We start from the raw sequence: 14,293 nt of genomic DNA, 5'->3' as shown, positions 1-14,293 counted from the left end.
ATCGCATGGGGGTTCGGATGGCACGGGGCGATGGGTCGGCACAGACCGTCAGGTTCTGGCGGGCGGTGGAGATATTCAGCCCTCCCTCCATCCGAGAGCGGCCCTCAGACCACAAAGACGTCCTTGACCTGCAGGAAAACCAGGTTCCGCCCTGGCATCCACAGCATCCGAACCAGACCGACGAGCGACTCCGGCCCCCGGCGGGCTTCACCTGGCAGCACACCGTCTTCGGCGGGGTCTTCGAGCTGGAGCGGATGCGTGACGCGGTAGTAGACGTGTTCGGCGACGATCCGCAGTACCGCGACGAGCGGCTCTCCGGGTGCACGGCGCTGTTCGCCCTCACGGTGAACGCCGAGGGCAAGCTCATCAAGGATTCGGAAGTGTTGTCGGCCTGCGCGTGGGCGGTGGGCCGAACCGTCGGGCCGGGGCCGGGGGATCCGAAGTGGCTCGATGATGTCGACTGGGCACTCGCCCGCGTCGGCTTCGGCAGCGCAGTCCGTTCCATGAGTGATCCGGTGATCCCGACTCTGGGCCAGGCCAAGGCCAAGGATCTGGTCGATCGCGCCCGGGAGGCCGCGGCCGAGGCGGCGGCAAGCGGATTGTCGGCGATCGTCGGCCCACTGACGACGTCGTTCGCGGGACCGCTGATCGGAGCCGCGGCGGGGAAGGCGACCGAGACCTTCGCCAAGAAGCTGATCTCCCCGGACGATTCCGCGCCCGAGGGCTCGAAGGAGCGCGACGACGCTTCCGGCGGCGATCCCGCGGACAACAAGCAGAGCACGGCGAAGGTCACCGACCGGCGCCGCCCGCTGACCACGCCGGATCTGTTCGAGTTGCGCAAAGCGCAGGCTTACCTGTTGGGCGTCGAGAAGGCGTTGGACCCCGGCGCGATCTGGGTGGCGAGTCGCCGGGTGCGCGTCAAAGCGAACGAGAACGCCGACAACGGCTTCTTGAACAGCTTCATCCTGGACGACCTCACCCGTGCGGCGAACGCGCTGGATATAAGCCGGGCCAGCGCGCCGTTGACCGCCTACCTGCGCCCCCGCGAGGCGATCGATGTCCACGAGCGCATCGATGTGCGGCAACAGCCCGGAGCAGTCCTCGCCGCCACCGAGCCCCGCCACGTTCCCGGTGGACGCTGGGTCACCAAGGCGGGACATCCACTGGTGCTCAGCCAACAGTTCGCCGTGAACCGGATCTTCGACGCCCAGACCGCCGACCGAGTTCCCGTGTTCGCGGTCAACGGCCCGCCGGGCACCGGCAAGACGACGATGCTGCGCGATGTGATCGCCGGCCTGGTGGTGCAACGCGCCGAACGTCTCGCGGCGCTGCCGCGACCGGAGGCCGCGTTCATCGGGAGCCACTCGTGGAGCACTGAGAACTGGCGCAAGACGGTGCGCCAACTGCGGCCGGAGCTGGTCGGCTTCGAGATGGTCGTGGCGTGTGCGAACAACGGCGCGGCCAAGAACATCACCCGCGAGTTTCCCGGCCCCAAAGGCATCGACGCGTCCTGGCGGGCCACTGCAAAGGACGTCGACTACTTTGCCGGCGCGGCGTCGATCGCGCTGGGCTTGGAGCAATCGCCGCCTGACGGGCAGGCCTGGGCTGCGATCGCCGGGGCGCTTGGCGCCATGAAGTACCGCAAGGCCTTCACCCAGCGTGTGTGGTGGGGCGTCACCGAGCAGGAAGAGAACGCCGCCGCCCGCGAGGAACGGGAGGCCGTTCGGAGCCAAGCCGGACTGGCCGACATCCTCAGTGCCCAGAACAACGGTGGCGAGCCGGTGAACTGGCCCGCTGCGGTTGCCCGGTTCTCCGCTGCCAAGGCAGCCGTCGAGGCCTTGACGACGCTGCGGCAGGCGGCAGCGGACGCCGGCCGCAGAGTCACCGAACTCGCCCTGGACATCAGGACCCTGGCCGATTCGGCCGACCACTTGCGCGAACGGATCCAGGCCACCGATGCCGCACGCGCACAGGCCGATGCCGCGCTCGCCGAGGCGGAGAACGCCAGGGAGCTGACCCGGCGGGCCCGGAGCGAACACTCCGACTACAAACCGGGTCTCTGGGTGAGCCTGTCCACTCGGGGCCGGGCCGGACGGGAATGGCACGAGCGGGATCAAACGCTGGCCGCGGCGATGGCGGCCGCCGATGCCGCCGGCGCCGTTGTCCGCCGCGCCGTGCAGGACGCCGCGAACCGGTCCGACAGCCTGCGTCGCCAACTGGCCGACGTGACCGGTCGGCACTCCGAGGCGACCAAACGGCTCCAGCGCGCGGAGCAGGAGTGGAGCAAGGCGGTGGCCGCCTGGCCGGGCCACGTGCCGACCGCGGACACGATCACGCAGGACGCGGCACGCGAGATGCTCGCCCCCTGGGGCGATGCGGAGATCGCAGAGGCGCGTACCCGGCTGTTCCTGGAAGCCCTCCGGTTGCACAAGTCCTTCCTGCTGGCCAACGCGCGCACGATGCGGCAGAACCTGTACGCGGCATTCGACGTCATCAGCGGCGCGGTTCCGGAGAACGCCGACGGCGAGGCGATCAAGGCGGCATGGCAGTCGCTGTTCCTGGCGATTCCGGTCGTCTCCACCACGTTCGCGTCCGCGGGCCGGCTGTTCTCCCACCTCGGCCCGGGCGACCTGGGCTGGGCGTTCATCGACGAGGCCGGGCAGGCCGCCCCGCAGAATGCCTGCGGGGTACTGCTGCGGGCCCGGCGTGCGGTCGTCGTCGGCGACCCGCTCCAGCTGGAACCGGTGGTCACCATCCCGCACACCGTGCAACAGGCGCTGCGGAACCACTTCGGCGTCGCCGAGGAATGGCTGCCGGGCTGGACCTCGGTCCAGGCCCTGGCCGACCGGCCGGCCCCACACGGCACCTGGCTCGACGTGCCCAGCCCGGACGGCACGACCGACCGGACCTGGGTCGGCGCGCCGCTTCGCGTCCACCGCCGCTGCGACGATCCGACGTTCACCATCAGCAACACCATCGCCTACGGCGGCACCCTGATGGTCAACGGCAAGCATCCGGTCCAGCCCGCCGACGACCCGTACCTGGCGCTTCCGGCCAGCCGGTGGGACCACGTGGAGGCTCCGGACGCTGAGGGAACGTGGATCCCCGCCGAAGGCCGAACCGTGCGCCGGATCGTCGAGGCCCTGCTCGCCCGAAACGTCGATCCCGCCGAGATCAAGGTGATCAGCCCCTTCCGTGACGTCGTCGAAGGCTGTCAAGGGCTGGGCCTGGACCTGCCCGGAGAAGACGCTGTCGGCACCATCCACACCATGCAGGGCAAGGAGGCCGACATCGTGCTCCTGGTCCTGGGCAGCGACCCGCGCAAGCCCGGCCAACGCGGCTGGGCCGCCGCCAAACCGAATCTGCTCAACGTCGCGGCCTCTCGGGCGAAGCGCCGGCTGTACGTCATCGGGAACCGCGACCTGTGGAAGAACGAACGGTACTTCGTCGAGCTGACGCGTCATCTCAACGACATCTAGGACTGAGATGGCCGGCTCGGACTCGAGCCCGGCTGGGCCGATTCCTCCCAGATCAGACCGGCGGCAGCACGTCGCTGGCGCTGATGGTGTACGTCAGCGGAGGGTAGACGAAGTCCGTTTCGTTGTTCTCGCGGCGGCGTAGTTGGTAGAACTCGCGCTGCTGCTCGTCGTCGGCTGGTGTGAGGCGCGCGTCGTTTGCGAGGTAGGCGTGGCCGTCGCGGAAGTGGATGAGGGTCTTTGATGTTCGGAAGGTGACGCCCAGCCATTGGTTGTCCGCCGTTTGGGCGGGCGCGTCCAGGGTGATCTTGTGCTTGAGGCGGCGGTTCGTGGTGACGGAGAAGGCGACGATGCTGTTGTGGGTGAGGGGGATCTCGAACTTCTCGCCGCCGGGTTCCTTGGGTTCGAAGGTCAGCTTCCTTGGCGGGCCGGCTTCGGGGTTCTGGTAGCAGGAGAAGACGGCGATGAAGGACTCGGCGGCCAAGTCGAGGGCTTGGTCGGAGTGGCTGCCCATGGTCGTGTAAGCGTTCGTATAGGTCTCGATGAGGGCGTTGTTGAAGCCGACCGAAAGCGCCGCACGCTCTTGAACCTCCTGCGCTAGCCGCTCGTGCACCGCCCGGAAACGCTGCGCCGGGCTGCCGTATCGAGTGGTGGTGCGCACGAGGGGTACGCCACCCGCCTCGTCGATCCTGGTGAGTACGGCGCCTCGTCGGCCCTTTCCCACGTCTTCCCAGCTCACCGAGGCGGACAACTCTGGAAAGAGATTCGCCTCGGTTGGCAAGGCGAATGACAGGACGTCATCCGAGATCTCAGACTCGCGGGGCATCGTAGTCTCCGGCGTTCATGCTGAAGAGAATGTCGTTGCCGTAGTCGATGAAGGACGCGGTCCTGTTCTCCTCCGCGTACAGCCTGCGCAGCTCGTCCATGCCGTCCGGCGTCGGCGGCTCCAGTTCCACGAGGTCCCCGGCCAGCTTGAGGAACGTCTGGCCGCCCTTGTGCACGGCTTCGGCGTTCGAACAGCGCACCACGTATCCCAGGCGGGTCGGGAGCTGCCCAGCGTCCAGCATCGACGGCCGGATCTCGTGCGTATAGAGGCGGTTGGTGGACAGCGGCATGAAGAACACGGAGCCGGGATAGAGCGTCACAGTGAACTGCGAAGGGAGCGCGGACTCCTCGCGTTGTTCGGTCGACTCCTTGAGGCGGAAGTGGAGTTTGGTCAGTCCACTGACACCCTTCACGCCGTAGTCGAAGGGATCTTCGGCTATGGGCTGCAACTTGTCGAGCTGGTCGTAGAAGGTACAGAAGGCCATGATCCCGTTGGCGGGCATGTCCTTCGTCTTGTCGGCGTGAGCCGAGATCTTGGCCTTGGCCTGCTTCCGCTCAGCCGTGGCGAGGGTGTTGTGGTAGATCTGCGCGAGGACGTGATTCAGCGTTGCCGGGCTCCGGAAAACAGCACCCGCCTCGCGGTTCAGCTCCTCGACGATGCGCGTGTCGGTCGGGCGAAAGTTCTCGGTCGGTCCCGAGAAGTTCGTGGAGCAGCGGAGTAGGCGGAAATGCAGTTCGTCAGCGTTCTGCGTCACCCGCGTCAGATAGATCCCGCTGCGATGGGCCGTTCCCGGCTTCGTGGACTCCGTCAGGGACTGGAACTCGTGCTCCGCACTGATCCGCCCGAAGTGATCGTCGCCGAGTTCGAAGAAGCGGCGGTAGTACACGCCGACGCCGCCCATGCGGATCGGGACCCGGCCGAGGTCGACGAGGGGCCACGGATTGTCGACGCCCTCGCGGTAGCCCTGAGATAGCTCGCGGATAACGAATACCCGAGAGGCCGTACGCACTTGGTCGCTACCGATCCCGGATATATCGCCGCAGAGGTAGACGGTCTTCCGCGCAAGGTCAGGCAAGCCCTTAGCAAGGTCCTCGGGCGTGATGGTGAGCCCGAAGAAGTCCCTGACCAAGTCGTTATCATGCAGCGTGGAAGGCGCCACCAAGATGCTGCCCGCATCGTCGATGCACGCTTCCGCCAGCTCCGACTCGTCCACCAAATCCCCCGTTCATCGGCTGGGAGCCACAGATGAGCTACACATTATCGTTCTACACAGTCCCGGCCGACGAATTGACCGCGCAGCTGACGGCCCGCACAACCTCCAACGACCCGGAGACCGTCGCCAAGCACGCCGTTGAGCTACTGCGGCACTTGGGCAGCCCGGTCGACGCCGTGGACCACAGCTCCGCTGGCGGCACCTGGTTCCGCGACCGCTTCATCGGCGAGGCACTCGCCGGCCTGATCGGCGCCGAGCCCGCCGGGCACCTGCTGGACCGTCCGCTGGCCGGCACAAAATGGACCGGCTACCCATCGATGGGCTGGCTCACCCGGAACGAGCTGGCCGACGCCGTGAGCGCACTGGACGAAGCCGGCGAGGACGCGCTGGCGCCCCTGGACGACCCCGACTCCGAGGAGCTGCTCGAAATCGTCGGCGACATCCTGCACATGGCCGCCCAGACGCATCAGGACCTTGTGACGATCTATTCGTAGTCCGGTCAATCGCGGCGCGCAACCACCCGGTACGCATTGGAAAGCCGGAGGCTGCGTATCAGAGCCTTGGGAATGATCCGGTCCAGCACCGTCGCCACGACCAAAGCCGGAACGCCGAGCGTCACGATCACCACCCGCGCCATCCGCTTCAAGCGTCCCGGACGCCGCGGAAGCCACGGTGCCTCGTCCCGCGGGGCGAGGGCGTCCAGCACGAACCAGGTGGCGGCGAGGAGGTCGACGCGGTCGTGGGGTTCGGCGTGTTGTTCGGCCAGCACGGTGAAGCCGAGGGCGGTGAGGCGGTCCCGGAGGTTCTGGACCGGGGTGAAGTGCAGGTGTTGCGGTTGCAGCCAGGGGAGCCAGCGGCGGCCGAGGAGGCGGGAGTAGCGGCTGGCCGCGTCGGGGACCTCGATCAGCAGGTGTCCGCCGGGTCGCAGGGCCTTGTGTGCCGCCTCCAGTTCCAGGCCGGGCTCCACGCTGTGCTCCAGGTAGTGGAACATGCTCACCACGTCGTAGGTTTCCGCGACTGATGGCGCCATGTCGACGAAGCTGCCGCGGTAGCCGTGGCGGACGCGGCCGGCGCGCTCGGCCAGTTCGGCGCCGTCGGTGAAGTCGAGGCCGTCGAACGCCGTGTCCGGGAAGACGTCGCGCGCCGCCTCGCAGAAGTGGCCGTGGCCGGTGCCGACGTCCAGCCAGGTGTCCGGTGTGCGAGCGGAGCCGGGGACGCCGGGGACGCCGGAGACGTGCGGCAGCAACGCCTTCGCGCGGCGGCGGTACGTCGCGCCGCGGCCGGCGAAGATGCCGCCGCTGCTCTTCTCGCCGAGTCCGTCGTAGAAGTCGCGGTAGTAGAACTCAAGTCCCTCTGAGCTCAGGCGCGGGTTCTGGAAGATGTGCCCGCAGTCCAGGCAGCGGTCCAGGCGGAAGTCGCCGGGCTTGTGCTGGAGCAGGTCGGTGGTGTGCAGGCGTTCACGCAGGCGGTCCGAGGCGCACCACGGGCAGACGGTGCGGCGCGGTTCGAAGAACCGGTCGAGGCCGTCCTTGAGGTCGGCCTCGTAAGCGGGGCGGCGTAAGGCGATCGCCTCGGCGCGGCGTGGTGCGGTCGCGGTCGGTGCTCCGGCAAGCTCCGGTGCTCCGGCGGGCTGGTGTGTCGGTTCGGGCTCATCGGTCGGACCCACGCGAGTTAAGTATCACAGCTCGCATCCCGACGCCAGAGCGGGCAAAGGTACGAAATCAGGGCCCGAAGCTCCGATCAGGGCGTTTGAGCCGCAAGTTTCGTCTCAGGGTCGGAAGACACCCTCTGTGTGCAATTTCGTTGATACAGCTTAACAGGGGACTATCTTCCGACATCACGTTCGATGTGCCAAACTCCCTACCCGTTGGTAACCGTAAATCAGTGGCCTTACGGCCGCGCCGCGCAGGACGGAGCCGCGATGCCCGTTGCACGGGATCGACGAGACCTGGTCGTCGGGATCGGACCTTGCGGTATCCCGAACGCGCGCCTGGCTGCAGCGGTCGGCCGCGGCGGGGGCACCGGGGTCGTGGACCTCGGCACCGGCGGGAGGGCGGCGCGCGAGGCGCTGGCGCTGGCTGCGGAATGGCTCCCCGACGGGTTCGGCGTCAGGTGCGGGCAGGGCTGTGCGCTGGAACCCGCCGAATTGGCCGAGCTCATCGGGATCGGCCCGGGAAAGGTCGACCTGGTAGTGCTCGGTTCGGGAGCACCGTGGGGCGTGGACGAACTGGCCGCGACCGGCTGCCGAGTCCTGGTCGAAGTGACCGACGTCGCAGAGGCGCACGCCGCCAGGACCGCAGGCGCCCACGGGCTGATCGCCAAGGGATCCGAAGCCGGCGGCCCCGTCGGCGAACTGAGCACCTTCATCCTCCTCCAGCGCCTCCTCACCGAACTCGGCCTCGACCTCCCGGTCTGGGCCGCCGGCGGTATCGGCGAGCACACCGCCGCCGCAGCGGTCATCGGCGGCGCGGCCGGCGTCGTCCTGGACACTCAGCTGGCGCTGCTTCCGGAAGCCGAACTCCCTGAGGAGATCCGCGCCGCGCTGCGTGCCATGGACGGATCCGAGACGGTCGTCGTCGACGGCCACCGGGTACTTCGCGCGCCCGCATCCGTCCCCATCGGCCAGGACGGATTCCTCGCCGACCGCTTCCTGAAGCGTCACAACGACACCGTCGGTGCGGTGCGTGCGGTGCGCTCGGCGATCATCGAGGCGATCCGCGACGAGAACGGCGCCGAATCCCTTGCTCCGCAAGCGCCGCTCGCCGCCTCTCTCAGCCTTCGTATACCGTTGGCTCAGGGTCCGATGACGCGCGTCAGCGACCAGCCGTCGTTCGCCGCAGCAGTCGCCGACGACGGAGCGCTGCCCTTCCTCGCCCTGGCGCTCGCGACCGGCGAACAGACCCGCGCGATGATGGAGCAGACGGCGGCCGCGCTCGGCGAGCGTCCCTGGGGTGTCGGGATCCTGGGATTCGCCCCTGCCGAGCTCCGGGCCGCGCAGCTGGAGATCGTCAGGGAACTGCGACCGGCATACGCGATCGTCGCAGGCGGACGCCCCACTCAGGCTCGCGCCCTGGAAGACTCCGGCATCGCGACGTTTCTCCACGCCCCCTCCCCCGGCCTGCTCCGCCAGTTCATCACCGCCGGGACCCGCAGATTCATCTTCGAAGGCTCGGAATGCGGCGGCCACACCGGCCCTCGCGCGAGCTTCCCGCTCTGGGAGGCGCAACTCGGCGTCATCGAGGACTGGCTTGCCGAACAAGCGAAAGCAAAGCCCAACACAGATCCGGCAGACAGCCTCCAAATCCTGTTCGCCGGCGGCATTCACGACGCACGCTCGGCTGCGATGGTCGCCGCGATGGCCCGCTCGGTCGTCAACGCCGGGGTGCAGATCGGCGTGCTGATGGGCACCGCCTATCTGTTCACCGAAGAAGCCGTGGAGCGCGGCGCGATCCAACCGCTGTTCCAACGCCAGGCCCTGACCGCCGAGGCGACCGCACTGTTGGAATCCGCTCCCGGCCACACCACGCGCGGCATCGTCAGCCCCTTCACCACCGAGTTCCAGGCCCTGCGACAGGAGCTGCGAGCCCGCGACGTCCCCGAGCGCGAAGCCTGGGAACAGCTCGAACAACTCAACGTCGGCCGCCTCCGTATCGCCAGCAAAGCACTGATACGTGAGGGCTCTGAGTTGCTCCCGGTCGACGAGGACCGTCAGCTCCGCGAAGGGCTGTTCATGGCGGGCCAGGTGGCGGTGCTCCGCGACTCCGTCACCACCGTCGCCGACCTGCACGCCGAGGTCACCGAAGGCGCGAGCGCGTTCTACGCCGCGAGCGCGTCCGAAGCGGCCCGAGAGCTCGGAGTCCGCGCCGAATCCGACGACGCCGCGCACGAACCCCCGGCGCCCCTCGACATCGCCATCGTCGGCATGGCCTGCGTTTTCCCCGGCTCCCCGGACCTCGCGGCGTTCTGGGCCACGATCCTCGACGGCGCGGACCGCGTCACCGAGGTCCCGGCAGAGCGCTGGGACCCCGAGCTCTTCTTCGACCCGGACGCCGTCGGCTCGGCGGCCGGCCGTGGCACGCCCTCCAAGTGGGGCGGCTTCCTCCCGCCGATCCCCTTCGACCCGCTGCGCTACGGCATCCCGCCGAACGCGCTGAACAGCATCGAGCCGGCGCAGTTGCTCGCGCTGGAGGTCGCGCGGCGAGCACTCGTCGACGCCGGGTACGACCGGCCCGGCGTGGACCACGACCGCACCTCAGTGGTCTTCGGCGCGGAAGCCGGCAGCGACCTGTCCAACGCTGGCGTCCTGCGCACCACGCTCCCCGCCTACCTCGGCCCACTGCCCGCCGACCTGGACGCACAACTCCCCCGGCTCACCGAGGACTCGTTCACCGGCGTCCTGTCAAACGTCATCGCCGGCCGCATCGCCAACCGCCTGGATCTGGGCGGCGCCAACTACACCGTGGACGCGGCGTGCGCGTCCTCGCTCGCGGCCGTCGACATCGCGTGCAAGGAACTCACGCTCGGCACCAGCGACCTGGTGCTGTGCGGCGGCGTCGACATGCACAACGGGATCAACGACTTCCTGCTGTTCTCCTCGGTCCACGCGCTGTCCCCGACCGGCCGCACCCGCGCCTTCGACGCCGCCGCCGACGGCATCGCGCTCGGCGAGGGCGCGGCCTGCGTCGTGCTGAAGCGGCTCGCGGACGCCGAGCGCGACGGGGACCGGGTCTACGCGGTAGTCAAGGGCGTCGGCAGCGCCAGCGACGGACGCGCGCTGGGGCTGACGGCGCCCCGGCCGGAGGGCCAGCGGCGCGCGCTGGACCGCGCCTACCGATCGGCGGGCGTGTCCCCGGCCCGGGTCGGCCTCGTGGAGGCGCACGGCACCGGGACCGTGGTCGGCGACCGAACTGAACTCAGTACCCTGACGAAGCTGTTCGCCGAGGAAGGCGCCGAACCCGGAGGCTGCGCGCTGGGCTCGGTCAAGTCCCAGATCGGCCACACCAAGTGCGCCGCGGGCCTGGCCGGACTCGTCAAAACCGCGCTCGCCGTGCACACCGGCGTGCGGCCGCCGACGGTGAACATGACCAGCCCGAACCCCGCGTGGAACGCCGCCGAGAGCCCGTTCGCGTTCCGCGCGGCCGCGACGCCCTGGGCCGTGCCGCCGGGCGAACGCCTCGCGGGCGTCAGTGCTTTCGGTTTCGGCGGCACCAACTTCCACGTGGTTCTCTCAGGACACGAACGAGCCGTGGATCCGCGCCACGGTCGGTCCGAATGGCCCGCGGAACTCTTCGTCTTTCGCGGCCCCGACCGCGCCGCCGCGCACCGCGCCATCAGGACACTGCTAGACCGGACGACCGGAGACGCCGACAAGACTCCGTGGCGGCTCCGCGATTTGGCGCTGGCCGCAGCGCGGGCCTCCGACGCACGGACGGACCGCGCCTGGATCGCGCTGGTGGCCTCAGATCTCGACGACTTCGCATCCCTCGCCGAGCGTGCGCTGGCCGGTGAGCACGACCCGGCCGCAGGGCTGCACCAGCCGCCGGACGAGGTGTTCTTCGGACCCGGCGCACCGGAATCCGGGGGCACCGCGTTCCTCTTCCCCGGACAGGGCAGCCAGCGCCCCGGGATGCTCGCCGAGCTGTTCGTCGCGTTTCCCGAGCTCCAGCACTACCTGCGGCTCGGCCGCGAATGGGCCGACGTCCTGAACCCGCCGCGCGCCTTCGACGACGCCACCGCCGCCGACCAGGACCTGCATATCCGCGATACGCGAGTCGCGCAGCCGGTGCTCGGCATCGCCGGGCTCACCATGGACCATCTGCTGCGCAAGCTCGGGATCCGGCCCGACGCGGTCGCCGGTCACAGCTACGGGGAACTGGTCGCGTTGGCCAGCGCCGGCGCGCTGGATCCGGCCGCGCTGCTGGACGCCAGCCGGGGACGCGCGGAGGTGATTCTGGAGGCGGCCGGTGACGACCCGGGTTCCATGGCCGCGGTCGCGGCGGGAAGCCGGGAAGTCGTCGCCGTGCTCAAAGAGCACGGGCTCGCCGACCGTGTGGTCCCGGCGAATCAGAACTCTCCGAAGCAGGTCGTGATCTCCGGTCCCACCGAGGCGGTGGACGAGGCGATATCTCGGCTGCGGTCCGCAGGGTTCGGGGCGAAGCGCATCGCAGTGGCGTGCGCGTTCCACAGCCCGGTCGTCGCGGCCGCGGGTGAGGCGTTCGCGCGCCTGCTGAAGGACGTTCCGGTCCGTGCCCCGGAGACGCCGGTCTACGCGAACCGGACGGCTGCCCCGTACGGCCCGGGCGCCGACGACGTCCGCGACGAGCTGACCGCACAGATCGGCTCGCCGGTGCGCTTCGCCGACGAGATCGAGGCGATGTACGCCTCGGGCGTGCGGGTGTTCGTCGAGGCCGGGCCCGGCAGGGTTCTGACACGCCTCGTGGACGCGATCCTGGAGGACCGGCCGCATCTGGCCGTGGCCTGCGAGGACAAGCCCGGCGTCGGGCTGCGCGGCCTGCTCACGGCGGTGGCCCGGCTGGCCACCTCCGGCGTCGCGCTGCGCACCGGCTGGCTGTTCGAGGGCCGCGACGCCCGGGACGCGGCCACCGCGACCGCGGCCCCGCGGCCGGGCTGGACGGTCGACGGCCACCTCGTCCGCACCGCCGACGGGTCCTGCGTGCCCGGCGGTCTCACCCCGGCTCGACGAATCTCCCTGGAGGGGAGCATCTTGACGCCCGATTCCGTGACTCCGGCCAGCCAGGACGCGCTGCTCGCCGAGTTCCTGAGGACCAACCGCGAGATGATCGCCGCGCAGCGGGACGTGATGCTGGCGTACCTCGGCGGTGCGCCGGGGGCCGGGCGCGTGGTGTGGCAGGACGCTGAGAGACCCGCCGTGCCGCTGGCCGTTCCCGCTATCGCCTCGGCGCCGGTGGCCGTCGCGCCCGAGCCGCCGACACCGGACCGGGCCGAGGTTCCCGCCGCCGATCTGCTCGGCACGATCCTGGGGATCATCAGTGCCCGGACCGGATATCCGACCGACATGATCGAGCCCGACCTCGACCTTGAGGCCGAGTTGAGCATCGACTCCATCAAACGCACGGAGATCGCCGGCGAGCTTGCCGAGCGCCTGGGGCTGTCGGCCGCCGAGCTCGAAGACGAGCAGTTGGAGGAGTTGGCCAAGGCACGTACGGCGCACGCCATCGCCGACTGGCTTCGCGCGCACCTCGACGGCGGATCCGAAGTCGATGGGACGAGCGGCGTTCCGGCGTCATCGGGCTCTGAGATGGTGGCTGCGGCCCCGAAACGGTTCGTCATGCGCGAGGAAGAGCACAGCTTCGCAGAGCCCGTTGATACCGGAATCCTGACCGGGACCCGCTTCGTGATCGTCGGCGCGGAGGGCACCGACAATGTGGCGCGGGCGGTGTCCAGTCGGCTCGCCGAGCTCGGCGCGACCGTCGGCGGCAAGGCGGGTGCCGACGGGATCGTGCATCTCGGAGCGCTCGGCGCCGGGGACAGTGAGGAGGCCCGGGTCCTCCCCCACGGCTTTGCCGAGATCAAGGAGGCGCTGGCCGGATCGCCGCGGTGGTTCGTCGCCGTCGCGCCGGTTCAGGACCGTGTCGCCGGTGCGGGGCTGCGGGGTCTGTGGCGCACCATCAGCCGCGAATACCCGCAGACCACTGCGCGGCTCGTCGAAGTCGATCGGGACGCGTCGGTCGAAGACCTCGCGATGCAGCTCGTCGAGGAGATCGTCGGTGCGGACCGGGAGCCGGTCGTCCTGCGGTCCGAGGGGCTGCGGCGCCGCATCGCGCCGGTGGAGACAGCGCTGGGAACGCTGGCCACGAGTGGGGCCGGACCGGCTGGGGACGGGACCGCCGAGGTACAAGCGCTCGGGCTGGACCGGGACTCGGTTGTCGTGCTCGTCGGGGGCGCGCGTGGGATCACGGCGCATGTTGCCGAGGCTGTGGCGGCTGCGTGCCGGTGCCGCGTGGAACTTGTTGGCCGTACGCCGCTGCCGGACGGCGCCGAGCCCGCCGCGACGGCGTCGGCCGCAGATGGGGTGGCTCTGCGCGCCGCGCTCATCGCTGGCGGATTGAGCGCGCCGGCCCAGATCGAGCGCGAGGTCGGCCGCATTCTGGCGGGTCGGGAGGTGTCTGCGACAGTCGCGCGGATCAGTGCCCTGGGAAGCGCGGTGAGATACCACTCGGTCGACGTGCAGAACAGCGAAGCGCTGCATCGGCTTCTGAAGGGGATCCACGCCGAGCACGGCCGGATCGACGCGGTCTTCTACGCCGCCGGCGTCATCGAGGACAAGCTGATCGTTGATAAGGATCCTGCGTCCTTCGCCCGCGTCTTCGCCACGAAGGCCGACGGCGCCCGGGTGCTGCTGGCAGGGCTCGACGATCTTCCGGAGCGTCCGCGGTACACGGTCTTGTTCGGCAGCATCGCGGCCGTGTTCGGCAACCGTGGGCAGGGCGACTACGCGAGCGCCAACGACGCGTTGGAGGCGTTGGGCGCGGACTGGTCGGCTCGGACCGGGGCGCATTGTCTGACTGTTCATTGGGGGCCGTGGGCGCCTTCGGCCGAGCACGGCGGGATGGTGACGCCGGAGCTGGCGCAGTCCTACGGCAAGCGGGGCATCGCGCTGATCGATCCCGAGAAGGGGGTGCTGGCGCTGCTGCGTGAGCTGGCTTGGGGCGACGGTTCGGCGGCGGTGGTCTACACGGCTTCGCAGTGGTGAGCGGGGGCGGGGCGGTCGGGGTATCGGGCATGCCAGTCACGGGA

At 69.7% G+C, this 14,293-nt stretch carries 6 protein-coding genes; 3 read left to right on the top strand and 3 right to left on the bottom strand.

Annotation, left to right across the window (positions count from 1 at the left end; all coding sequences use genetic code 11):
- Positions 1-65 precede the first annotated feature (65 nt).
- Positions 66-3,479, top strand: coding sequence for a DEAD/DEAH box helicase (locus GWK61_RS59520; RefSeq protein ID WP_194909156.1), 3,414 nt, complete (start codon positions 66-68; stop codon positions 3,477-3,479).
- 52 nt (positions 3,480-3,531) lie between these two features.
- Here GWK61_RS59520 and GWK61_RS15930 read toward each other — a convergent pair whose 3' ends face one another.
- Positions 3,532-4,302 carry an alpha-ketoglutarate-dependent dioxygenase AlkB gene (locus GWK61_RS15930; RefSeq protein ID WP_194909155.1) on the bottom strand — a complete coding sequence of 257 codons (771 nt, stop codon included), beginning with the start codon at positions 4,300-4,302 and terminating at the stop codon, positions 3,532-3,534.
- A complete protein-coding gene (locus GWK61_RS15925; protein WP_194909154.1) occupies positions 4,286-5,515 on the bottom strand; it encodes a hypothetical protein in 1,230 nt (409 codons plus the stop codon). Before GWK61_RS15925 ends, GWK61_RS15930 begins: the two co-directional genes overlap by 17 nt.
- Before the next feature lie 32 nt (positions 5,516-5,547).
- On the opposite strand from GWK61_RS15925, the gene GWK61_RS15920 reads away from it, so the two are divergent.
- Entirely contained in the window at positions 5,548-6,009 is a 462-nt protein-coding gene (locus GWK61_RS15920; RefSeq protein WP_194909153.1) for a DUF7691 family protein, read from the top strand.
- Positions 6,010-6,014: 5 nt separating this feature from the next.
- On the opposite strand, the gene GWK61_RS59515 is transcribed toward GWK61_RS15920, so the two are convergent.
- Positions 6,015-7,082: a class I SAM-dependent methyltransferase gene (locus GWK61_RS59515; RefSeq protein WP_194909185.1), complete on the bottom strand. Its 1,068-nt coding sequence runs from the start codon at positions 7,080-7,082 to the stop codon at positions 6,015-6,017.
- Between the two features lie 354 nt (positions 7,083-7,436).
- Here GWK61_RS59515 and GWK61_RS15910 point away from each other — a divergent pair, with 354 nt between their 5' ends.
- Entirely contained in the window at positions 7,437-14,249 is a 6,813-nt protein-coding gene (locus tag GWK61_RS15910; RefSeq protein ID WP_228562394.1) for a type I polyketide synthase, read from the top strand.
- Positions 14,250-14,293: the final 44 nt, after the last annotated feature.

The sequence above is a fragment of the Catenulispora rubra genome, from assembly GCF_015356825.1.
Lineage (GTDB): Bacteria > Actinomycetota > Actinomycetes > Streptomycetales > Catenulisporaceae > Catenulispora > Catenulispora rubra.
This window is presented reverse-complemented; position numbering and strand designations above follow the sequence as displayed.

Coding starts and splice junctions, on each gene's coding strand:
- GWK61_RS15930 (WP_194909155.1), bottom strand. CDS start 4,302: ATGCCCCGCGAGTCTGAGATCTCGGATGACGTCCTGTCATTCGCCTTG.
- GWK61_RS15920 (WP_194909153.1), top strand. CDS start 5,548: ATGAGCTACACATTATCGTTCTACACAGTCCCGGCCGACGAATTGACC.
- GWK61_RS15910 (WP_228562394.1), top strand. CDS start 7,437: ATGCCCGTTGCACGGGATCGACGAGACCTGGTCGTCGGGATCGGACCT.